The 21,301-nt window shown below is 67.8% G+C and carries 19 protein-coding genes; 2 read left to right on the top strand and 17 right to left on the bottom strand.

Features of this window, described 5'->3' with window-relative positions:
• Positions 1-111 precede the first annotated feature (111 nt).
• Complete coding sequence (locus tag J7J08_RS12700; RefSeq protein ID WP_214906121.1) at positions 112-1,326, top strand: glycosyltransferase; 1,215 nt, start codon at positions 112-114, stop codon at positions 1,324-1,326.
• 158 nt (positions 1,327-1,484) lie between these two features.
• On the opposite strand, the gene J7J08_RS12695 is transcribed toward J7J08_RS12700, so the two are convergent.
• From J7J08_RS12695 to J7J08_RS12630, 14 genes are all read right to left on the bottom strand, one after another.
• Positions 1,485-4,649 carry a CusA/CzcA family heavy metal efflux RND transporter gene (locus J7J08_RS12695; protein ID WP_214906289.1) on the bottom strand — a complete coding sequence of 1,055 codons (3,165 nt, stop codon included), beginning with the start codon at positions 4,647-4,649 and terminating at the stop codon, positions 1,485-1,487.
• Between the two features lie 16 nt (positions 4,650-4,665).
• Positions 4,666-5,646, bottom strand: coding sequence for an efflux RND transporter periplasmic adaptor subunit (locus tag J7J08_RS12690; RefSeq protein ID WP_214906118.1), 981 nt, complete (start codon positions 5,644-5,646; stop codon positions 4,666-4,668).
• Positions 5,643-6,989 carry a TolC family protein gene (locus tag J7J08_RS12685; protein WP_214906115.1) on the bottom strand — a complete coding sequence of 449 codons (1,347 nt, stop codon included), beginning with the start codon at positions 6,987-6,989 and terminating at the stop codon, positions 5,643-5,645. Before J7J08_RS12685 ends, J7J08_RS12690 begins: the two co-directional genes overlap by 4 nt.
• Positions 6,990-7,044: 55 nt before the next feature.
• Positions 7,045-7,455 (bottom strand): hypothetical protein, encoded by a 411-nt coding sequence (locus tag J7J08_RS12680; RefSeq protein ID WP_214906112.1) that lies wholly within the window; start codon positions 7,453-7,455, stop codon positions 7,045-7,047.
• A 58-nt stretch (positions 7,456-7,513) separates the two neighbouring features.
• A complete protein-coding gene (locus J7J08_RS12675) occupies positions 7,514-8,749 on the bottom strand; it encodes a membrane-targeted effector domain-containing toxin (protein WP_214906109.1) in 1,236 nt (411 codons plus the stop codon).
• A gap of 164 nt (positions 8,750-8,913) precedes the next feature.
• Complete coding sequence (locus J7J08_RS12670; RefSeq protein ID WP_214906106.1) at positions 8,914-10,695, bottom strand: DUF885 family protein; 1,782 nt, start codon at positions 10,693-10,695, stop codon at positions 8,914-8,916.
• 253 nt (positions 10,696-10,948) lie between these two features.
• Positions 10,949-11,290 (bottom strand): lipid-A-disaccharide synthase N-terminal domain-containing protein, encoded by a 342-nt coding sequence (locus J7J08_RS12665; RefSeq protein ID WP_214906103.1) that lies wholly within the window; start codon positions 11,288-11,290, stop codon positions 10,949-10,951.
• Entirely contained in the window at positions 11,290-12,012 is a 723-nt protein-coding gene (locus J7J08_RS12660; RefSeq protein ID WP_214906100.1) for a glycosyltransferase family 2 protein, read from the bottom strand. The genes J7J08_RS12665 and J7J08_RS12660 overlap by 1 nt, the downstream gene beginning before the upstream one ends.
• A gap of 87 nt (positions 12,013-12,099) precedes the next feature.
• On the bottom strand, positions 12,100-13,065 hold the full coding sequence (locus J7J08_RS12655) for an SDR family NAD(P)-dependent oxidoreductase (RefSeq protein ID WP_214906097.1): 966 nt from the start codon (positions 13,063-13,065) through the stop codon (positions 12,100-12,102).
• 85 nt (positions 13,066-13,150) lie between these two features.
• Positions 13,151-13,456, bottom strand: a complete 306-nt coding sequence (locus J7J08_RS12650) for a helix-hairpin-helix domain-containing protein (RefSeq protein ID WP_214906094.1) — start codon at positions 13,454-13,456, stop codon at positions 13,151-13,153.
• An 11-nt stretch (positions 13,457-13,467) separates the two neighbouring features.
• The gene (locus tag J7J08_RS12645; protein ID WP_214906091.1) at positions 13,468-14,391 is read right to left on the bottom strand and encodes a ParB/RepB/Spo0J family partition protein; all 924 of its coding nucleotides are present in this window, start codon (positions 14,389-14,391) and stop codon (positions 13,468-13,470) included.
• On the bottom strand, positions 14,391-15,188 hold the full coding sequence (locus J7J08_RS12640; RefSeq protein WP_214906088.1) for a ParA family protein: 798 nt from the start codon (positions 15,186-15,188) through the stop codon (positions 14,391-14,393). The genes J7J08_RS12645 and J7J08_RS12640 overlap by 1 nt, the downstream gene beginning before the upstream one ends.
• Before the next feature lie 64 nt (positions 15,189-15,252).
• A complete protein-coding gene (rsmG, locus tag J7J08_RS12635; protein WP_214906085.1) occupies positions 15,253-15,891 on the bottom strand; it encodes a 16S rRNA (guanine(527)-N(7))-methyltransferase RsmG in 639 nt (212 codons plus the stop codon).
• Between the two features lie 51 nt (positions 15,892-15,942).
• The gene (locus tag J7J08_RS12630; protein ID WP_214906082.1) at positions 15,943-16,542 is read right to left on the bottom strand and encodes a 4'-phosphopantetheinyl transferase superfamily protein; all 600 of its coding nucleotides are present in this window, start codon (positions 16,540-16,542) and stop codon (positions 15,943-15,945) included.
• A gap of 90 nt (positions 16,543-16,632) precedes the next feature.
• On the opposite strand from J7J08_RS12630, the gene J7J08_RS12625 reads away from it, so the two are divergent.
• Entirely contained in the window at positions 16,633-16,884 is a 252-nt protein-coding gene (locus J7J08_RS12625; protein WP_214906080.1) for a GlsB/YeaQ/YmgE family stress response membrane protein, read from the top strand.
• Positions 16,885-16,960: 76 nt separating this feature from the next.
• Here J7J08_RS12625 and xth read toward each other — a convergent pair whose 3' ends face one another.
• The 3 genes from xth to J7J08_RS12610 form a co-directional block, all read right to left on the bottom strand.
• On the bottom strand, positions 16,961-17,728 hold the full coding sequence (gene xth / locus J7J08_RS12620; RefSeq protein WP_214906077.1) for an exodeoxyribonuclease III: 768 nt from the start codon (positions 17,726-17,728) through the stop codon (positions 16,961-16,963).
• A gap of 62 nt (positions 17,729-17,790) precedes the next feature.
• Positions 17,791-19,206 carry a coniferyl aldehyde dehydrogenase gene (locus J7J08_RS12615; RefSeq protein WP_214906076.1) on the bottom strand — a complete coding sequence of 472 codons (1,416 nt, stop codon included), beginning with the start codon at positions 19,204-19,206 and terminating at the stop codon, positions 17,791-17,793.
• Positions 19,207-19,575: 369 nt separating this feature from the next.
• Positions 19,576-21,231, bottom strand: a complete 1,656-nt coding sequence (locus tag J7J08_RS12610) for an MFS transporter (RefSeq protein ID WP_214906073.1) — start codon at positions 21,229-21,231, stop codon at positions 19,576-19,578.
• Between the last annotated feature and the right edge of the window lie 70 nt (positions 21,232-21,301).

The raw sequence follows: 21,301 nt of genomic DNA, 5'->3' as shown, positions 1-21,301 counted from the left end.
ATTGCTGAAAGGTTTGACACGCTTATCAGATCTGAAGATGACGGCGGCGGGATAGACCCGTTCTGCACACCGCATCCGGATACTTCAACTTTTCAATCATCGGATGCGTCCATGCGACTTCTCGCCGTGACCTATGGAACCGAAGGCGATACCCGGCCGTTGGTGATGCTGTGCCACGGGCTGCAGGCGGCCGGGCATGAGGTGATGCTGCTGGCCGAAGGCGGCACCTTGGGCAGCGCGCAGGCGCTGGGGGTTCCGCAGGCGGCGCTGGAGGGCGACATCCATGATGAAGTGGTGGCGCTTGTATCGCGGGGGAACGACATGGCGGCGGCGACGCGGGGCCTGGCGCGGATGGCGCGGCGGCATGTGCCGGCATGGATGCGCCAGGCCGATGCGGCGGCGGCCGGGTGCGATGCCGTGCTGACCGGCGGGCTGGCCGCGTTCGTGGGCATGACGGTGGCCGAACACCACGGCGTGCCGGCCATCGGTGCCGGGATGATTCCGTTGACCCCAACCCGTGCGTTCGCCTCGCCGTTCCTGCCACGTTTGCGCCTGCCTGGCGCGCTCAACCGGCTCACTTACGGGTTGGTCAACCAGGCGGTGTGGCGGACGTTCCGCGCGCCAATCAACGATGCCCGGCGTGCGCTGGGCATGCCCGCGCGACGCTCGCTTTGGCGCGATCTTCCGATGCTGTATGGCATCTCGCCCAGTCTGGTTCCACCCCCTGCGGACTGGCCGGCGAATCATCACATCTGCGGGCAGTGGCGCGCGCCCGATGCGCCCTGGCAACCAACGCCGGAACTGCAGGCGTTCCTCGATGCCGGCCCGCCCCCGGTGTACGTGGGCTTTGGCAGCATGATGGGGTTTGAGCGCGACACCGTGCTGCCCGCGCTGCTGCAGGCGCTGGCACCACGCCGGGTACTGTTGTTCCCCGGCTGGGCAGGCATTCCGGACGCTCCGCTGCCGCCGGACGTGTTTGTCGTCGGCCCTGCTCCGCACGAAGCGCTGTTCCCACGCTGCGCGTTGGTGATCCACCACGGCGGCAGTGGGACCACGCATTCCGCGTGCCGGGCGGGCGTGCCGTCGTTGGTGATGCCGTTCGCGGCAGACCAGTTCTTCTGGGCCGCGCGATTGCAGGAGTTGCAGGTAGCGCCTGCACCGCTATCGCCCAAGCGGCTTGATGCCGGCACCTTGGGCCTCTCGATCGCGTTCGCCGAAGGGCAGGAGGTGCGCGCGCGGGCTGCCGCGCTCGGGCGTGCCATGGCGCGGGAGGACGGTGTCGCAACGGCGGTCAACCTCATCACGACGTTGCGCCGGACCCGGTAGCGCCGGCCGTTGGCCGGCCCTTGAGAAACGTCATCGAGATGCGATGGGCGGGCCACCCGGAACGGGTCATGCATCCCGAGGGCCGGCCAACGGCCGGCGCTACCGGCGTTTGGTTACATCCGGACCCGCGTTCAGTTACGTCCGGACCGGTGTTGTGATCAGGTCCGGCGGGTGTGCAGCCACCGGTACAACACCGGCAGCACCAGCAGGGTGAGCAGCGTGGAGGAGACGATGCCGCCAATCACCACGGTGGCCAGCGGGCGCTGCACTTCCGCGCCGGCGCCGACGTTGAAGGCCATCGGCACGAAGCCGAGCGAGGCCACCAGTGCGGTCATCAATACCGGACGCAGGCGGCCCAGTGCGCCTTCGCGTACGGCCTCGGCCAGCGGCAGGCCGGCGTCACGCAGGCTGCGCATGAAGCTGATCATCACCAGGCCATTGAGCACGGCAACGCCCGATAGCGCGATGAAACCAACACCGGCCGAGATCGACAACGGAATACCGCGCGCGGCCAGCGCCAGCACGCCACCGGTCAGGGCCAGCGGCACGCCGCTGAACACGATCGCCGCGTCCTTGACCGACCCGAACGCCCAGAACAGCAGGGCGAAGATCAGGATCAGGGTGACCGGGACCACGATCGCCAGACGCTGGCTGGCCGAGATCAGCTGCTCGAAGCTGCCGCCATACTCGATCCAGTAGCCGTTGGGTACCTGCACATCGCGGTTGATCGCCTGCTGCAGGTCGCTGACGAAACTGCCCAGGTCGCGATCACGCACATTGGCGGTAACCACGATGCGGCGCTTGCCGTTTTCGCGGTTGATCTGGTTCGGTCCCTCGCTGTTGGCCAGCGTGGCCAGCTCACGCAGCGGTACCGTACGCGCGGTGCCGCTGGTCCAGCCGCCGGCCTGGCTGGATTCATCGGCGTCCCCCGCCAGTGCCGGGGCGAGCGATACCGGCAGGTCGGCCAGTGCGGCCGGGTCCTGGCGCAGCACCTCAGGCAGGCGCACCACGATGTCGAAACGGCGGTCGCCCTCGAACAACTGGCCGGCCACCTGCCCACCCACGGCAGTGGCCACGGTGGACTGCACCTGCCCCGGGTTGAGCCCATAACCAGCAAGCGCGCTGCGGTTGGGGGTGACGGTGAGCAGCGGCAGGCCGCTGGTTTCCTCCACGCGCACATCCGCCGCACCCGGCACGCTGCCGGCCACGCTGGCAATGCGCTTGCCCACCTTCAGCAACGTATCCAGGTCGTCGCCGAACAGCATCACCGCCACGTCGGCCCGCACGCCGGAGATGAGCTCGTTGGTGCGCATCTGGATCGGCTGGGTGAACTCGTAGTTGTTGCCGGGCAGCTGCTCCACCGCCGCTTGCAGTTCTGCGAGCAGCGCCGCGCGCGGCTTGCGCGGGTCGGGCCAGTCGTTGCGCGGCTTCATCATGATGAAGGTGTCGGCCACCGACGGCGGCATCGGGTCGGAGGCAACCTCGGGCGTGCCGATCTTGGAGAATACCTTGCTCACTTCAGGGAACTGCACCAGGCGGTTTTCGATCCCCTTCTGCATCGCGATCGATTGGCTCAGGCTGGTGCCCGGAATGCGCATGGCATGCATGGCCACGTCGCCTTCGTCCAGGTTGGGCACGAACTCGCTGCCCAGCCGGGTGGCAAGCAGGCCGCAGCCGACCACCAGCACCAGCGCGCCACCGACCATCCAGCGCCCACGCCGCAGCGAGAACGCCAGCAGTGGCTCGTAGCGGCAGCGCACCCAGGCCATGAGCCGGTTTTCCCGTTCCTGCACGCGGCCGCCCAGGAACAAGGCGATGGCCGCCGGCACGAAGGTCAACGCCAGCACCATGGCACCGCTCAGGGCCAGCACTACGGTGATGGCCATGGGGTGGAACATTTTTCCTTCCACGCCCGACAACGCGAAGATCGGCAGGTACACCGCGGTGATGATGCCCAGCCCGAACAGGCTGGGGCGGATCACTTCGGCGGTGGCGCTGGCGGTTTCGGCAAAGCGCTCCTGGCGGGTCATGTCACGGCCGAGTGCGTGCTGGCGCTCACCGAAGCGGCGCAGGCAATTCTCGATGATGATCACCGCGCCATCCACGATCAGGCCGAAGTCCAGCGCGCCCAGGCTCATCAGGTTGGCCGAGACACCGCCGCGCGCCATGCCGGTCAGCGTGAACAGCATCGCCAGCGGAATCACCGCCGCCGTGATCAACGCCGCACGGAAGTTGCCCAGCAGCAGGAACAGCACCACGATCACCAGCAGCGCACCTTCGAGCAGGTTTTTGGCCACGGTCTGGATGGTGCGGTCCACCAGGGTAGTGCGGTCGTAACTGGCGGTGACGGTGACGCCGGCAGGCAGGCTGCGCTGGGCCTGTTCCAGCCGCGCTGCCGCGGCCTGGGCGACGTCGCGGCTGTTGGCGCCGATCAGCATGACCACCGTGCCCATCACCACTTCATGGCCGTTCTGGGTGGCTGCGCCACTGCGTAATTCGGGGCCGTCGGCAACATCGGCCACGTCGTGCACGTGGATGGGCACTCCTTCGCGCCGGGCCAGTACGATGTTGCCGATGTCCTCCAGGTTGGCCACCTGGCCGGGAACGCGCACCAGGAACTGCTGGCCGTTGCGTTCGATGTAGCCGGCACCGACATTCTGGTTGTTGCTTTCCACCGCCTGGGCCACGTCTTCCAGGGTGAAGCCCAGCGCGCGCAGTCGCGCCGGATCGGGGGTGATGTGCACCTGCCGCTGGAAGCCACCAATGGTGTTGACCTCGGTTACCCCGGGCACGTTGCGCAGCTGCGGACGGATCACCCAGTCCTGCATCGTGCGCAGGTCGGTGGCGGTGTACGCACTGCCATCGGGCTTGCGCGCCGCAGGATCGGCGTCGACGGTGTACATGAAGATCTCGCCCAGGCCGGTGGAGATCGGCCCCAGCTGCGGGTCCAGCCCCGCCGGGATCTGCGATTTCACCTGCTGGAGGCGTTCGGCCACCTGTTGCCGCGCGAAGTAGATGTCGGTGCCGTCTTCGAACACGACAGTGACCTGCGACAACCCGTAGCGCGACAGCGAGCGCGCCTGTTCCATCCGCGGCAGGCCGGCCATCACCGTTTCCACCGGCCAGGTGATGCGCTGTTCGGCTTCCAGCGGGGAGTAACCCGGTGCGGCGGTGTTGATCTGCACCTGCACGTTGGTGATGTCCGGGGTGGCGTCGATGGGCAGCTTGGTGAAGCTCCACACGCCCACCGCGATCAGCACCAGGGTGAGGCTCATCATCAGCCAGCGATGGGCAATGGAGGCGGCAATGATGCGTTCAAGCATGGCGGTGCGGGGGTGCTCAGTGCTCATGCGCTGCTCCCGCCTTGCCGATATCGGCCTTCACCACGTAACTCTGCTCGGTGACCACGGCTTCGCCGATGGCGAGGCCTTCCAGCACTTCCACCTGCTTCGCGTCGCGTGCGCCAAGGCGAACGGGGCGGGCGGTATAGGTCTCGCCCGTGCGTACGAACACCACGTCCTTGCCTTCCAGCGTCTGCAGCGCGCTCAAGGGCACCACCTGCGCCGCCGGGCGGGTTGCCACTACGATGCGCGCCTTCACGGCGGCACCCGGACGCCACAGGCCGTCGTCGTTGCGCAGCGTGGCGCGGGCCACGGTGCTCTGGCTGGCGGTGGCGGTGCCGGGCAGCACGCGTTCCAGCGTGGTGGCCCGGGTGACCCCGTCGGTCATGCGCGACACCGTGACCGGCACGCCGGCGGTGATGTGCTGGGTGTCGTTGCCGAAGATGTGCAGGTCCACCCACAGCGTGGACAGGTCGCCGATCTCGAACAGGGCTGTGCCCTCGCCCGCCACCGCGCCCACCTGGGCCTGGCGCGCCAACACCACGCCGCTGATCGGTGCGCTGACGGTGTACGTGGTCAGGCTGAGGTTGCTTTCGATGCTGGCCAGTACCTGGCCGGCCTTGATGGTGTCGCCGACGTTGGCACGCAGCGAACGGATCGGCCCGGGGAAACGCGCCATCACCTGGGCGACGCGACCGTCGACCGGGGTCAGCAGGCCCTGCACCTCGTGTTCGTCGGCAATGGTGCCGGCCGCCACCGGGGCGACGCGGATACCGGCTTGTCCGGCCATGGCGGCGGGGATGAGAGTGCTGTCCGGTGCTTCGTCGTGGTCGCCGCCCTCATCGGTATGCCCCGGCTCGCCGTGGCCGGCGTCGGTGTCGGGGGTTGCCGTGGGCGCGTCCCTGGCGCAGCCGGCCAATGCGAGCAGGCACAGCAGGAGTGCGGCGATACGGGCCGCGCGGGTGATCGAAAGGTTCATCGGCGGTCCTCCGTGGACGCGGTCGCGGTATCAGGGGTGGCCTCGGCGGCACGGGCCAGCAGGCCCTGCCCGGTCAGGCGTTGCAGTTCGATCAGCGCGCTCTGCGCGGCGATGGCGGCTTCAAGCTGACGTTGCCTCGCTTCAACGCGCATGGCCTGCAGCTGGGCCCATTCCATGTAACTGATGGCCCCGGCGCGCCAGGCTCTCTCGGCGGCATTCTCGGCGCGCTGCAGTTGCGGCAATACATCGCGGGCCATGCGGGTGACCTGCAGCCGCGACGTTTCGTAGCGACCGTGCGCTTCAGCCAGCGTGGTGTACAGCTGCAGCGCGCGCGCTTCGCGTTCCACGCCGTTGAGGAAAAGCTCGGCTTCGGCCGCGCGGATCTCAGGGCCGGCGCGGCGCACACTGCCCAGCGGCAGGCTGAAGCCGCCCACCAGCGCGGTATCCCCGCTGTCGCGGCTGTTGCGCACGCCGGCCTGCCAGCTGATGTCGGGCCGTGCCTGGGTGCGTGCCAGCTGCAGCTGCGCTTCGCGCACGCGGCGTTCGCCAGCCAGCACGGCCAGCTCCGGGGTGCGCTGCAGTTCGTCGGCGAGTACGTCGAAGGGCTGCAGTGCGGGCAGCTGCAGCGGGTCGCCGCTGACAACATCGAAACCAGGTTCGCGCTCGCGCCACAACGCCGACAGCGCAAGCCGCGCGGCGCGGTCTGCCTGCCTGGCGCGATCGCGGTCAACTTCGGCCTGCGCCAACATCGCCTGCGCGGTCATCACTACCGACTCGGGTGACGCGCCCGCCTGCAGCCGCACGCGGGCGGCGGCCACCGCGCGGCGCCGCTGGTCGATGTCGGTTTCGGCAATGGCGAGCTGCGCGCGGGCTTCGGTGATGGCGAGGTAGCGCTGGGCCACGGCGGCCATCAGGTCCAGCCGCGCGGTTTCGCGCTGGGGTGCCAGTGCGTCCAGGTTGGCCTGCGCCAGGACGCGGCGGGCGTCGAGCTTGCCACCGCGCTCGAGCACCCCTGCGAGGGTCACGGTCAGCTCGGCGGCATCGAACCCACGGCTGCCGCCGGTACCCAACGCATTTTCAAGCTCCACGCCGAGGGTCAGCGGCGGGCCGAATGCGGCCGCCTCGCGGCGCGCTTCCCAGACCGGGCGCTGGGCATCAACCAGGCGCAGGTCCGGGTGGAACCGGGCAACGCGGGCGATGGCCTCGTCCAGGGTCAACGGCGTGTTCAAGGTCGAGGCACCCGGAGCGGGCGTGTCGATGAAAGGGGTAACGGGCGCGGTGCCCTGCGCATACGCGCACGGCACCCACGCAATGGCAGCAACGGCTGCCAGACGCATCCACATGGGAATCTCCAGAAAGCGGTTCAGAGGTGAAGCCGCGGCAGGTCGCCGCGTGGCATCACACCGCTATCGGGGGGCGCAGCAGGCTCTCGGGCGGCTGCGCAAGCAGCTGCGCGGTCAGGCCGCCCGGCACCAGGTGCGCCGGGGCGACGGGCAGCGCCCACGCCGACGCCGCCAGCGGCAGCACGCCACCGTGGCCATGGCAATGCCCGCAATGGACCAGGGCGTGCAGCAGGCGCGCGCCCTCGTCTTCGTTGTCGTGGCCACTGTCGGCATCGGTCAGGGCCACCGCCACGTTCGCCGGTTCGGCATGCGATTGCGCATGCGCAAGCCCGGCGAGGTCGGTGTGCGACAGCGCATGCAGATCGCCCAGCGCCGACGCCAGTGCGCCACCGGCCGTGCCGAACAGCACCACCCCCAGCATCAGCAGGCGGAGTGGCAACGACAGGCGGTGGCGCAGGCGGGACATCATCGGCGCAGGGTAGCCGTGGGCGAGTCCGTTACACAATCGCAGCGGTGCCGTGCGTTCATGCGCTGCGCGCTTCGGGCAGGGCGCAGATGGCCTGGCGGATTTCGCGCAGGCGCATCGCTTCGGTGGCGGTGCACGGGTCCGGCGTCTCGGGCCGGGCACGGCCGTCGACGGCGGGTACCTTGAGCAGGTAGTCGCACTGCAGCTGGCCGCCGTCGCGCCGGATATCAGCCTGCACGGTCCGGCCCGGATCGCACCCGGCCTGCGGGCGGCTGCTCCAGCAAGGGCTTGTGTCCTCCACGCGCAGGCTGGGGACGCCGAGGCGCTCGGCAATGCCACTGATGCCATTGAAACTGCCGGCGTGGGCATTGCCGACCAGCGCCACCCAGCGCTGGGGACCGGGTTTGCCGACCTGGTTGCGCTGGTCGTGCTCGATCCTCCGGGTGGCCACGTGGTTCGCCACCTTGATCCGGATCTCCGTCGTGCTCGACGCGCCCGGGCCGACCTCATCCTCGATACCGCGCAGGTGGTAGCTCGTCATCAGGTCAAGCGCCACGACCCGGATGCCGGCATTGAACGCTGCGTCGACCAGGTTGCGGAACGTCGCACCGCTGGCCGCATCGGTCATGTGCCCCTGGTCCTGCCCGGCGAGGAACCGGCCCAGTGCGGGCGAAACCACCCCGGTGCGGTGCAGCTGGTCCAGGTCGGCCTGGTGGATGTCCCCCTGCAGGTGTTGGAGATACAGGGTGTCCACACCGAGGTGGCGCAGCAGCGGCATGTGGCCGATCAGCAGGGACTTTCCGGCGCGGGCTGCATGGACCTCGCCGATCACCAGCCCCTTCCTGCCATCAAGCAGCTGCCGCAGGAGCTGTGCGTGCGTGCGGACCGGGGCCAGCCCCGGCCACGGATCGCGCCCGGCGCTGGATGGCACCGGGGTGCCGAGTGCGGTGTCGGCCAACTGTGCGCGCCGGGCGAAGAAGCTGTCGAGCGCGGCGCGCTCCGGGGCCGGGAACGGCAGGTGGTAATCGGGGTCAAGGACCCTGCGGTGCAGTTGCAGCAGCGCGACGAGGGTCTGGCCCTGATCCGTTGGCAGCGCGAAGCGCTGCAGCGGATCGGGGGGTGTTGGCCGCTGGCAGACAACGCCGTCGAACACGGCGGCGTTGCGCGTCTGCGCGGGCGGGCTGTCGGGAAGATTGCGCAGCGACAGCAGCGCAGGGGTCGCGTTGCGGCGCTGCACGACTGCGGTGGCAGGGGAGGTAGCGCGGTGCATCAGTGCGGACAGGGCATCCAGCATGGTCAGGCTCCTTGTGGGGGGAACGCGCGCCCGTGGGCGCGCCCTGACCAGCCTAATCATGCGCTGCAGCAATGTTGCGATGCGCTAAGCAGTTTTCATCGTCACGCTGAGGGCCATGTGCCGATGCGTGCGCGAGCGCACATCGGCACCGACCAATCACGACATCAGGGCGCGCGGCGCTCTTCGATGTACGCACGGATCTGCGCATCCAGCACCGGCAGCGGCACCGAGCCCTGGCTGAGCACCGCGTCGTGGAAACCCTTGACGTCGAAGCGGTCGCCCAGCGCCTGCTCCGCCTCGCCGCGCAGGCGCACGATGGCGATTTCGCCCAGCTTGTAGCTGAGCGCCTGGCCCGGCCAGGAGATGTAGCGGTCCACTTCGGTGGTCACTTCGTGTTCGCTCAGCGCGGTGTGGTCGCGCAGGTAGGCCAGCGCCTGGTCGCGGGTCCAGCCCTTGTGGTGCACGCCGGTATCGATCACCAGGCGCGCGGCCCGCCACATTTCATAGGTCAGGCGGCCGAAATCCTCATACGGGGTTTCGTAGATGCCCATCTCCACGCCGAGTTTCTCGCTGTACAGGCCCCAGCCTTCGCCGTAGGCGGAAATGTAGGCATTGCGGCGGAACTCGGGCTGTTCGCCCTGTTCTGCGGCCAGCGCGCCCTGCAGGGCGTGGCCGGGGTCGGACTCGTGCAGGGTCAGCGCCGGCAGGTTGTACAGCGGTCGCGCCGGCAGGTTGTAGGTGTTGACCCAGTAGGTGCCCATGCCGCCACGGCCGGCGGTCCAGAACGGGGCGATGTCCGGCGGCACCGGCACGATGGTGAAGCGCGCGCGCGGCAGGGTCATGTACTTGCCGATCACCCCATCCACGCGCTTGGAGATCCACGCGGCGCGGTGCAGCAGCTCGTCGGGGATCTTGGCGTAGAACTGCGGGTCGGTGCGCAGGAAGGCCAGGAAGTCGGCGAAGCTGCCCTTGAACTGCACTTCCTTGATGACGTCGTTCATTTCCTTCTGGATGCGCGCCACTTCCTTCAGGCCGATCTCGTGGATCTGCTGCGGGGTGAGGTCCAGGGTGGTGTATTCGTGGATCTGCTGCTGGTAGTACGCCTTGCCCTCGGGCAGCGCTTCAGCGGCCAGGGTGGTGCGTGCCTGCGGCACGTATTCGCCGACGAAGAAGGTGCGCAGCTTGGCGAACGCCGGTACCACGCTGGCGCTGATGGCCTGGCGGGCCTGGGCCTGCAGCTCGGCCTGCTCGGCGGCCGGAATGGCGGCCGGCAGCTTCTTGAACGGTGCGTACAGCGGCGACTGGGTCGGGTCCTTCAGCTCGGCCACGGTGGCGATGGACACCTCACGGCCATCAAGCACCGCGCGTGGCACGCTGAAACCGCGCTTCAGGCCGGCACGCATGTTCTCGGTCTGCTGGTCGAAGTAGCGCGGCACGTCGTTGAGGCGGGCGATGTAATTGCGATAGTCCTTGGCGGTCTTCATCTCGCGACGCGCCATGAACGAGAGGTTGGACCAGAACGAGGAATCGGAATTGAACGGCATTTCGTAGCCGCGCAGGCGCACGTCGGCAGCCAGATTGAACACCTGGTCGCGGTAGATCGCGTAGTTGACCTGGTTGGTGGCCGACAGCGCCTTGGTATCGAGCGTGTCCAACTGGGCCAGCACGTCGTCCCACACCGCCAGGCGTGCCTGCTGGGCAGCCGCGCCCACGTCGGGCATGCGGGTGGCGTTGGCCGGACTGTCGCTGTCCTCGCTGGCTTCGCCGCCACCGGCCTGGCGCCAGGCCCATTCCTTCTCGTAGATGGCGCGGAACGCGGCGTCGGCCGGCGATTCCGTGGCCAGGCTGGCCGGCGCGGCAGCTGGTACCGAGGGCGGTGCCGCCAGCGCGGGGTGGGCAGGAAGGGCCAGGGCGAGCAGCAACGCGGCAACGAGCGGTGATTTCACGATCAGGGGTTCCCGAGGGACGGCAAACCCCGATCATGGCACCCCGATCCGCGGCGCGCATGGATCAAAGGTCCTACGTGCGGAGCCCGTAGGACGGGGATCGACCGAAGGTCGAGACCCAAGCGCCGAAGGCGCGGGTAGCGCCGACTGTTAGTCGGCTGGTTTTGATCTGGACGTCGTTTTTGCCTTCCGCGAAGAGCAGCCGACTAACAGTCGGCGCTACCAGTCGGGTACGGTTCGGGTACCGGTACCGTCAATGTTCCGCTTTGTCCCTTCGCCAACCCCTGTGCTGGATATCCAGCTTCAGGCTGTAAAGCGCGGTGAACGCCGGGAACAGGTTCTGCAGCACGCCCACCGAATCCTGCTTGGCCGAGAACAGGAAGTAGCTCAGCGTCATCAAGCTGCCCACCACGCTCATGTACCAGAACAGGCGTGGGATCACCGGCTTGCCGGCCCGGCGCGAGGCGACGAACTGCACCAGCCAGCGGCCACCGAACATCAGCGCGCCGGTGTAGCCGATGAGCTTCCAGCCGGTCACGTGCAGGCCGGTCCAGAACAGCCACGTCAGCGGTTGGTCGAGCCAGTGCAGTTCCATCAACGTTCGTCCACGGCGGTGCGCCTGCTGCGGGTGATCAGCCAGGCCACCCCGCGCAGGTCGCGGATGCCCACCAGCGCGCGGCCCAGGTTGTTGTACTTGGACACCCCGGCGGTGCGGTGGCGATGGTTGACCGGCACGCTCACCGTCTTCCATCCGGCCCGCTGCATCAGCGCGGGCAGGTAACGGTGCATGTGGTCGAAGTACGGCAGGTCCAGGAACGCGGCGCGCTCGAACAGCTTGATGCCGCAGCCGGTGTCGGGCGTGTCGTCGCGCAGCATGCGGGCGCGGATCGCATTGGCCCACTTGCTGGCCCAGCGCTTGCTGCCGCTGTCCTGGCGGTTGACACGCCAGCCGGCGAACAGCTTCACCTGCGGCTCGGCGCCTGCGCGGGCGGCCAGCAGCTTCGGAATGTCGGCAGGGTCGTTCTGGCCATCGCCATCGAGCGTGGCGATCCAAGGCGCCCGGGCATGCTTGACCCCATTGCGCACGGCCGTGCTCTGCCCGCTCTGGCTGACGTGATGCAGGACCCGCAGTTCGGGGGTGGCCCGCTTCAGCGACTCCAGCACGGCCAGGGTGTCGTCGCGCGAGTGGTCGTCGATGTAGACGATCTCGAAGTCCAACCGGCCGCGCAGGGCCGCGGTGATCTCCTCGACCAGGGGCTGCACGTTGTCGCGTTCATTGAATACCGGAACGACGACCGACAACTGGGGTTGGCTCATGATCGGGCTCTGCGAAAGGCCAGGAATGTAGAAGACCGCGCATTTTCCGAAATCAAGGTTATCCGAAGATGAACCTGCCGATGTGAGTCAGGCGCGATCTCCGAAATAATCGCGGCACCAGGCCACCACCGGTGGCAGGCCGCGCTCGATTGGCGTAACCGGCTCGTAGCCGAAAGCGTCATTGGCGCGATGGGTATCGGCCATGGTGCGGACCATGTCGCCGGGCTGCATCGGCTTGTAGACCTTCTGCGCCGGGCGTCCGGCGGCGGCCTCGATGACCCCGATGAAGTATTCCAGCTCGATCGGGGTGTGGTTGCCCAGGTTGAAGACACGGTGCGGTACGTCCTCGCCGGACGGATGCGCCAGCGCGCCGAGGATACCGGCCACGATGTCGGAAACATGTGTGAAGTCGCGCTGCATCTTCCCCTCGTTGAACACGTCGATCGGCCGCCCGGCCAGCACCGCGCGCGAGAACAGCAGCGGCGCCATGTCGGGACGGCCCCACGGGCCATACACGGTGAAGAAGCGCAGGCCGGTGGCGTGCAGGCCGTACAGCTGCGCGTAGGTGTAGGCCATCAACTCGTTGGCGGCCTTGGTGGCCGCGTACAGCGAGCGCGGCTTGTCGATGCGCTGGTCTTCGGAGAACGGCGGGGTGGCCGAATCGCCGTAGACCGAGCTGCTGGAAGCGTATACCAGGTGGCGCACGCCGCGATGGCGGCACAGCTCCAGCATGTTGACGAACCCGGTCAGGTTGCTGTCCACGTAGGCGTGCGGGTTTTCCAGCGAGTAGCGCACGCCGGCCTGCGCGGCCAGGTGGATCACGCGGGACGGCTGGACCTCATCGAACAGCGCGGCCAGTCCCTCGCGGTCGGTCAGGTCCAGCACGCGGATGTCGGCCTCGGGGCACAGCGCAGCCACGCGATCGTGCTTGATCTGCGGGTCGTAGTAGTCGTTGTAGTTGTCCAGGCCGACGACCGCGTGGCCTGCATCGAGCAGGGCACGCACGGTGTTGGCGCCAATGAAGCCCGCGGCGCCGGTTACGAGGATGGTCATGGAAACAGGTCCCGGAGGATGCAATGCCCCATTGTGCTACGGCGCGGGTGACATGGCATGCATGCGCCCCGCGCGGACCCCTCGATTACAGGCTCAGCGGCGGTTCCAGCGCCAGTGTTGCCTTGCGTTCCTTGCTGAAATCCCACCATGGGCGCGGCGCCTCGCCCTGCATGAAGCGCACGATCGACAGGAATACATCGATGACGCAGGGGTCGTGCAGGACCCCCGTGCGCATGCACAGCTGCGCATACATGTCATAGGCATCGCGGCCGCGCACGTGCGCGGGAACGCGGATCCCGATCAGTCGCAGATCTTTCTCACAGGCCGGCCCGACATTCGGCAGGTCGGTCAGACGCAACAGATGGTTGCGGTCGACCTTGGTGGGGTTCATTGAATGTGGACTCAGCCTTTGCGTACGCGGAGCTTCTCGAGCACACCGTCCAGCGTGTCAAGGTCGGTGTAATGGATGATCAGCTTGCCCTTGCCACCGCGGCCGTGGTTGATCGCCACGCGGGCGCCCAGCGATTCGGACAGCTCGGTTTCCAGCGAGGCAATATCGGCCTGCGGAGTCGCCGCACTTGGCTTGCGGCGCAGCGAAGCGGGCACCTTGCCGGCGGCAAACTGCTGCGCGCGGTGTTCCACTTCACGCACCGACCAGCCCTGGTCGGCCGCTTCCTGGGCCAGCTTGCTGGCCAGTTCCGGGGCCAGGGTCAGCAGCGCGCGGGCGTGGCCCATTTCCAGCCGGCGGGTTTCCAGCAGCAGGCGGATCGCCACCGGCAGCTCGAGCAGGCGCAGCAGGTTGGACACCGCCGCGCGCGAGCGGCCGACGGCCTGGGCGGCCTCGGCGTGGGTCAACGCGAATTCGCTGATGAGCCGCTGCAGCGCTTCGGCTTCTTCCAGCGGGTTGAGGTCTTCGCGCTGGATGTTCTCGATCAGCGCCATCGCGATGACGGTGCGGTCTTCCAGCTCACGCACCACCACCGGCACTTCATCCAGGCCGGCCAGCTGCGAGGCGCGCCAACGGCGTTCACCGGCCACGATCTCGAAGCTGTCCGGGCCCAGCTGGCGCACCAGGATCGGCTGGATCACGCCCTGTGCCTTGATGGATTCGGCCAGCTCGGCAAGCTTGGTCTCGTCCATGTCCCGGCGCGGCTGGTACTTGCCCGGCTGCAGGTGCTTCACGGGCAGCTTGCGCAGCACTTCACCCGGCAGCGGTTCGACCACCGCAGCGGCCTGCACCTGTGTCACCGCGCCCTTGGGCCCCAGCAGCGCATCGAGGCCACGGCCGAGGCCGCGTTTCTTGCCGGGGGTGGGCTTGGTGCTCATCAGGCGGTCTCCATGGCCTTGCCGGCCGTGTTGCGTTGGTGGTGGCGGCGGATGATCTCGCCGGCCAGGCCGAGGTAGGCGACGCCGCCGCGCGAGGCGCGGTCGTAGCCGACAATGCTCTGGCCGTGGCTGGGCGCCTCGGCCAGGCGCACGTTGCGCGGCACGATGGTGCGGAACACGCGGTCGCCGAAGTGGTTGGTCAGTTCAGCCGACACGGCGTTGGCGAGGTTGTTGCGCACATCGAACATGGTGCGCAGCACGCCTTCGATCTCCAGAGTGGGATTGAGGTTGGCGCGCAGCGCATCGATGGTTTCCACCAGCGCGCTGAGGCCCTCCAGCGCGTAGTACTCGCACTGCATCGGCACGATCACCGAATCGGCGGCGGCCAGGGCGTTGAGGGTCAGCAGCGACAGCGCCGGCGGGCAGTCGATCAGGATGAAGTCGTACTCGTCCTGGATCGGGGTCAGCGCGCGCTTGAGGCGCTGTTCGCGCTCGCCCTGGTCCATCAGCTGGATCTCGGCGGCGGTCAGGTCGATGTTGCCCGGCAGCAGGTCGAAGCCTTCCGGGGTGGTCACCCGGACCTCGGCCGCGGTGCTTTCGCCCAGCAGCAGGTCGCAGGTGGAGGCGGCAACTTCCCGCTTGTCCACGCCGCTGCCCATGGTCGCGTTGCCCTGGGAATCGAGGTCGACCAGCAGCACGCGCTTGGGCGCAGCAGCCAGGGCGGCGGCCAGATTGACGGCAGTGGTGGTCTTGCCGACGCCGCCTTTCTGGTTGGCGATGGCGATGATGCGGGCCATGCGGGTGAGCCTCATCGGCAGGGGGTGGGACTGGGCATTATGCGGGCATGGGGCGTGTCATGTCTCACGGACCGGCCACCACCACCAGATGTCGTTCGCCGGTGAGGCCGGGAACCTGCAGCGGCAGGACCTGTTCGACCTGCCAGCCGGCCGGCAGCCGGGCGATCTCGTCGTGCGGGTAGACACCCTTCATGGCCAGCAGGCGCCCGCCGGGGCGCAGCAGGTGGCCACCCACCTCGATGATGCCGGCCAAAGTATCCATGGCGCGGGCGGTGAGGTGGTCATACGCGCCCGGCTCGGCCAGCGTTTCAGCGCGCGACTCGGCCACGCGGGCATTGCCCAGGCCCAGCTGGCGCACGGCCTCGCGCATGAAGCGGGCCTTCTTGCCGTTGCTCTCCACCAGGGTCACCTGCAGCTGCGGGCGGGCGATGGCCAGCGGAATGCCGGGCAGGCCGGGCCCGGTGCCCAGGTCGGCCAGGGTGCCCTGCTCCAGGTACGGCTGCATCGCCAGCGAATCAAGCAGATGGCGGGTGACCATCTCCAGAGGATCGCGGATGGCGGTGAGGTTGTAGGTGCGGTTCCAGCGGTCGAGCAGCGCCAGGTAGGTCAGCAGGGGCGGCGCCAGGGCAGCATCCAGGCCCATGGCGGCCAGGCCGCGCCAGAGCGCTTCGGCCACGCCGGCCGGGAGGTTGTGTTCGGTCATGTGCCCATTATCGCAGGGTGGCGGCCCGCTGGCTGCCCGGATTCGGCGCGCTTACAGCGCGTGCCAGGCCAACGCGGCACGGAAATCGTCTGCGGCCTGCCATTCGTGCAGGTGCCAGCGCTGGGCCGGGCCGAGTTCGGCATCGGACCAGGCCAGGTGCAGCGCGCCATCGGTGCCAGGGGCCAGCTGCAGGCGATGCAGCCCGAACGAGATGCCCTGCCCCTGCGCCTTGAGGATGGCTTCCTTGGCGCACCATACCCGGAAGAACCAGTGGTTGCGGGCAGCGTCGTCCAGGCCAAGCAGCCAGGCCACTTCGGCCGGGTGGAAGAAGCGCTCGATGATTTCGGCCATGCGCGGGCGCGGGCGCAGCGGCTCCAGGTCCACCCCCAGCCGCACGCCCTCGCCCAGGCCGACCAGCAGCAGGCCGTGGCTGTGGCTCCAGCCGGTGCCGATATGTGCCAGCGGGCCATGCAGCTCGGGGCGGCCGCGCAGGTCGCGCTGCAGCGGCAGGGCCTCCGGGTTGCCACCCAGCTGCTCGGCCAGCAGCACCCGCGCCTGCGGCTCGCCGCGGGTGCCGGGCACGTGCGGCAGGCGCCAGACGGTGACCGGACCGAACCGCCAGGGGCCGTCGAGCGTGGCGGGCAGGCTCATGCGAACACCCCGGCAAGGCCAGTGCACGATGACTTCACGGGGCCTGCCGTCAACTGGGCCCGTCTCATCCGCACACTGGGAGTCAACAACATGGGCATCATCATCTGGTTGATCGTCGGTGGCATCGTGGGCTGGCTTGCCAGCATCATCATGCGTCGCGACGCGCAGCAGGGCATCATCCTGAACATCGTGGTCGGCATCGTGGGTGCGTTGATCGCCGGTTTCGTATTCGGCGGCGGCATCAATGACGCGATCACGATTCGAACGTTCCTCTTCTCGCTGATTGGTGCAGTGATCCTGCTGGCAATAGTGAATCTCTTCACTCGTAAGAGCATTCGATAACCTGACAGGGTAGGTACCCACCGTTGGTGGGTACTCCTTGCCGACAAGGCCCGGCATCGGCCGGGCCTTGCTGGTTTCAACCCAGCTGCACCCACGCTGGCGCGTGGTCGCTGGGGCGGTCCCAGGTACGCGGCTCGCGGTCGATGCCCGAGGCCAGTGCGCGCGCCTTGAGCGCGTCCGAAACCAGGGTCAGGTCGATGCGCAGGCCCAGGTTGCGGCGGAAGCCGGCCGCGCGGTAATCCCACCAGCTGAAAATGCCCTCTTCCTCGCTGTGCAGGCGGAAGGCATCATGCAGGCCCAGCTGCAGCAGCTTGTTGAGCGCACCCCGTTCGGCGGTGGAGGTCAGGATGTGGTTCTCGTTCCAGACCAGCGGGTCGTGCACGTCGCGCGCGTCCGGGGCGATGTTGAAGTCGCCCATCACCACCAGCTCGGGGTGTTTTTCCAGTTCCGAAGCCACCCAGGCATGCACCGCTTCAAGCCAGCGCAGCTTGTAGGCGTACTTGTCGGTGTCCACGTCCTGGCCGTTGACCACGTACAGGTTGATGATGCGCACCCCGTTGACGGTGCCGGCGATCACCCGCTTCTGTTCGTCCTCGAACCCGGGAATGCCGATCTGCACGTCCTGGGCCGGCTCACGCGACAGCAGCGCCACGCCGTTGTAGGTCTTCTGGCCCGCGAACACGCTGCGGTAGCCCAGCCCGGCCAACACCGCGTCGGGGAACTTGTGGTCCTCCATCTTGGTTTCCTGGATACCGACCACGTCCGGCGCGAACGCGGTGAGCCACTGTTCCAGGTGCGGCAGGCGCACGTTGAGCGAATTGACGTTCCAGGAGGCGATTTTCATGGGGGCATTGTAGCGGGTCGGGGGTTGCGTACCGACCAACGGCCGGTGCCTACCGGCCGGCGCTACCGGAGAATCGCCTTCAGCAGACCGGCAATTCTTGAATAGGGCGGCTTGAGCAGGTCGCTGGCCGCCCACCGCGACTGCCACAGGATCGGCAGCTGCTTGCTCATCGCGTCAAAACCCGCACGCCCGTGGTACGCGCCCATGCCGCTGGGGCCCACGCCCCCGAACGGCAAACCGTTGATGGCGAAATGCAGCAGGGTGTCGTTGACGGTGACGCCGCCGGCCACGATCTGGCCAAGCACGCGCTCCACTACCGGCCGCTGTTCGCTGAAGACATACAACGCCAGCGGCCGGTGGCGACCCTGCACCGATTCCAGTGCGGCATCCAGGTCGGGATAGGCGCACACCGGCAGGATCGGGCCGAAGATTTCGTCCTGCATCAGGTCCAGGTCGCCCGGCGGGTCGAGCACGATGGTCGGTACGATCAGCCGTTCCCGGCGCGCGCGCTCCGGGTCTACGCTGGCCAGTTCGATCACGGGCACGCCGCGCTCGCGCGCCTGGGCGAGATAGCCGACCAGGCGCTGGTACTGGCCTTCGTTGATGATCCGGGTGTAATCGTCGGCGTTGCTGAAATCGCCGTAGCGTGTCCGCACCTGGGTCTGCAACTGCTGCACCAGTTCGCGCTGGCGGCGGCCGTCGATCAGCACGTAATCCGGTGCGATGCAGGTCTGCCCGGCGTTGAACCACTTGCCGGTGGCCAGGCGTGCGGCGGCTTTGTCCAGCGGGTAGTCGCTGCACACGATGGCGGGTGATTTGCCGCCCAGTTCCAGGGTAAGCGGGGTCAGGTGCTGCGCGGCGGCGGCCATGACCTTGCGGCCCACGGCGGTGGAGCCAGTGAACACCAGGTGGTCCAGCGGCGAGCCGGCCAGCGCGGACGCCAGCGCCGCATCGCCCTGCACCACCGCCACCCGGTTGGCGGGGAACACCTCGGCCAGCAGGTCGTGCAGGAAGGCGCTGGTGCGCGGGGTGTGTTCGGACGGCTTGAGGATGGCGTGGTTGCCGGCGGCAATGGCGGTGGCCAGCGGGATCAGCGCCAGGTTCACGGGGTAGTTCCAGGGGGAGATCACCCCGACCACGCCCAGGGGCACCGGCCGGGTCTGCGCGCGCGCCGGCCAGAACCGCCAGCCCACCCCGACCCGGCGCGGGCGCGCCCAGCCGCGCAGGTGGCCCAGCAGGTGGTCGATCTCGTTGAGCACGGTCATCCCATCGGCGATGAGCGACTCATGGGTGGAGCGGTGGCCGAAATCGGCGGCGATGGCTTCGGCCATCTGCGGCAGGCGCGCCTTGAGCGCGGCGCGCAGGCGGTGCAGGTCGTCGCGCCGCTGTTCCAGCGACGGGCGGTTGGCCTGCCAAGCGGTCCGTAGGGTACGCAGGATCTCAGAGAGCTGGTTCGGATCGGTATTTGCGTCGCTCATGCCGCGACTATAGCGGCATGCCCGGTGATACCGGCATGGATGTGCAACCGCCGGTAGGGTCGCATCCCGATCGACCGCACGTAACGGTGATCGGCACGGCTGGGGCATGACCGTTGCCGAGGCGGGTTTGATGTTGACGTGCAGAGCGCGATTCCGATCTACGGTCATGCCTTCGTCGCCCGTGGTCATCGTATCGGCGGTCGATTGGGATGCGACCCTACCGGCGCCCCGTCGTTCCGTCGTTCCGGCATTCCGGCATCCGGCATCCGGCATCCGGCATTCCGATTGTTCAAACGGGCGGATCCCGGCGCACCAGACAAAAAGGGCCGTGGCAATGCCACGGCCCTTCCGGTTCACGCCATCACCGGGTTACTTGGTGATGTCCACACCCTTGGTTTCGTGCAGGAACAGGCCGCCAACCACGACCGTCATCAGCGCGATGATGATCGGGTACCACAGGCCGTAGTAGAGGTTGCCGGTGCCGGCCACCAGCGCGAACGAGATCGCCGGCAGGAAGCCACCGAACCAGCCATTGCCGATGTGGTACGGCAGCGACATCGAGGTGTAGCGGATGCGGGTCGGGAACAGCTCGACCAGGTAGGCCGCGATCGGGCCGTAGACCATGGTCACGTACAGCACCAGGAGCCACAGCATGAACACGGTGCCGGCGATGTTGATGCGGGCGTTGTCGGCCTTGGCCGGGTAACCCGCAGTCGTCAGTGCCGTCTTCAGTTCTGCACCGAAGGCATCGCCCTTGGCCTTGAGCTCATCCTTGGTCAGCCCAGCGGCCTCGAACGAGGTCACCTGGGTGCTGCCCACGCTTACCAGGGCCAGCGAACCGGCGGCGGCAGGCTGCACGTCGTACGGCACACCGGCCTTGGTCAGCGCGGCGGTGGCCACGTCGCAGGAGCTGGTGAACTTGCGCAGGCCGACCGGATCGAACTGGAACGAGCAGGTGGCCGGATCGGCAATCACCAGTGCCGGCGAGCTGCTGCGGGCTTCTTCGATGGCCGGGTTGGCGAAGTGGGTCAGGCCCTTGAACACAGGAATGTAGGTCACCGCGGCCAACAGGCAGCCGGCCAGGATGATCTTCTTGCGACCGATGCGGTCCGACAGCCAGCCGAAGAAGATGAAGAACGGCGTACCCAGGGCCAGCGCGCCGGCGATCAGCAGGTAGGACGTAGTGGCATCAACCTTCAGCATGCTGCTCAGGAAGAACAGCGCGTAGAACTGGCCGCCGTACCACACCACGGCCTGGCCGGCCGCGGCGCCGAGCAGCACCAGCAGCATCAGCTTGAGGTTGCCGCCCTTGAGGCTGTCACGGAACGGGGTCTTGGAACCCTTGCCTTCGGCCTTCATCTGCTGGAACAGTGGCGACTCGCTCAACTGCAGGCGGATCCACACCGAAATACCCAGCAGGACGATGGAGACCAGGAACGGAATGCGCCAGCCCCAGGCTTCGAACGCTTCGTTGCCGAGGAAGTAGCGGCAGGCCAGGATGATCAGCAGCGACATGAACAGGCCGAGCGTGGCCGTGCACTGGATGAAGCTGGTGTACAGGCCACGCTTGTCGGCCGGTGCATGTTCGGCTACATACGTCGCCGCGCCACCATATTCACCGCCCATCGCCAGGCCCTGGGCCAGGCGCAGCACGATCAGGATCACCGGAGCGGCGAAGCCGATCGATGCGTAGTTGGGCAGCACGCCGACCAGGAAGGTCGAGATGCCCATGATCAGGATCGTGATCAGGAACGTGTACTTGCGGCCGATGCGGTCGCCGAGGCTACCGAAGAAAGCCGCGCCGAACGGACGCACGAAGAAGCCGGCCGCGAAGGCCAGCAGGGCGAAGATCATGCCCGTGGTTTCATTGACCCCGCTGAAGAACTGCTTGGCGATGATCGCTGCCAGCGAGCCATACAGGAAGAAGTCATACCATTCGAATACGGTGCCAAGGCTGGACGCGAAGATGACCTTCTTGTGGCCTTTGGTAAGTTCCGCTTTTGCAGGTACAGGTGTGGTGGACATAAGACGCTTCCCCTCGGTAGCGCCGACCGTTGGTCGGCGCTCGTCATGTGTCGCCGACCCGTGGGCCGGC

Origin of the sequence: Stenotrophomonas sp. ISL-67 (assembly GCF_018612915.1) — a bacterium.
Classification (GTDB): Bacteria; Pseudomonadota; Gammaproteobacteria; order Xanthomonadales; family Xanthomonadaceae; genus Stenotrophomonas.
The sequence above is the reverse complement of the archived record's forward strand: the minus strand, read 5'-3'. Positions and strand labels throughout refer to the sequence as shown.

Excerpts from the sequence above, each read along its gene's own strand:
- J7J08_RS12655 (WP_214906097.1), bottom strand. The coding sequence starts at position 13,065 with ATGACCATCCTCGTAACCGGCGCCGCGGGCTTCATTGGCGCCAACACC.
- J7J08_RS12690 (WP_214906118.1), bottom strand. The coding sequence starts at position 5,646 with ATGAACCTTTCGATCACCCGCGCGGCCCGTATCGCCGCACTCCTGCTG.
- rsmG (WP_214906085.1), bottom strand. The coding sequence starts at position 15,891 with ATGACCGAACACAACCTCCCGGCCGGCGTGGCCGAAGCGCTCTGGCGC.
- J7J08_RS12695 (WP_214906289.1), bottom strand. The coding sequence starts at position 4,649 with ATGCTTGAACGCATCATTGCCGCCTCCATTGCCCATCGCTGGCTGATG.
- J7J08_RS12700 (WP_214906121.1), top strand. The coding sequence starts at position 112 with ATGCGACTTCTCGCCGTGACCTATGGAACCGAAGGCGATACCCGGCCG.
- xth (WP_214906077.1), bottom strand. The coding sequence starts at position 17,728 with ATGAAAATCGCCTCCTGGAACGTCAATTCGCTCAACGTGCGCCTGCCG.
- J7J08_RS12680 (WP_214906112.1), bottom strand. The coding sequence starts at position 7,455 with ATGTCCCGCCTGCGCCACCGCCTGTCGTTGCCACTCCGCCTGCTGATG.
- J7J08_RS12630 (WP_214906082.1), bottom strand. The coding sequence starts at position 16,542 with ATGAGCCTGCCCGCCACGCTCGACGGCCCCTGGCGGTTCGGTCCGGTC.
- J7J08_RS12640 (WP_214906088.1), bottom strand. The coding sequence starts at position 15,188 with ATGGCCCGCATCATCGCCATCGCCAACCAGAAAGGCGGCGTCGGCAAG.
- J7J08_RS12685 (WP_214906115.1), bottom strand. The coding sequence starts at position 6,989 with ATGTGGATGCGTCTGGCAGCCGTTGCTGCCATTGCGTGGGTGCCGTGC.
- J7J08_RS12625 (WP_214906080.1), top strand. The coding sequence starts at position 16,633 with ATGGGCATCATCATCTGGTTGATCGTCGGTGGCATCGTGGGCTGGCTT.
- J7J08_RS12610 (WP_214906073.1), bottom strand. The coding sequence starts at position 21,231 with ATGTCCACCACACCTGTACCTGCAAAAGCGGAACTTACCAAAGGCCAC.
- J7J08_RS12665 (WP_214906103.1), bottom strand. The coding sequence starts at position 11,290 with ATGGAACTGCACTGGCTCGACCAACCGCTGACGTGGCTGTTCTGGACC.
- J7J08_RS12650 (WP_214906094.1), bottom strand. The coding sequence starts at position 13,456 with ATGAACCCCACCAAGGTCGACCGCAACCATCTGTTGCGTCTGACCGAC.
- J7J08_RS12660 (WP_214906100.1), bottom strand. The coding sequence starts at position 12,012 with ATGAGCCAACCCCAGTTGTCGGTCGTCGTTCCGGTATTCAATGAACGC.
- J7J08_RS12675 (WP_214906109.1), bottom strand. The coding sequence starts at position 8,749 with ATGCTGGATGCCCTGTCCGCACTGATGCACCGCGCTACCTCCCCTGCC.
- J7J08_RS12645 (WP_214906091.1), bottom strand. The coding sequence starts at position 14,391 with ATGAGCACCAAGCCCACCCCCGGCAAGAAACGCGGCCTCGGCCGTGGC.
- J7J08_RS12615 (WP_214906076.1), bottom strand. The coding sequence starts at position 19,206 with ATGAGCGACGCAAATACCGATCCGAACCAGCTCTCTGAGATCCTGCGT.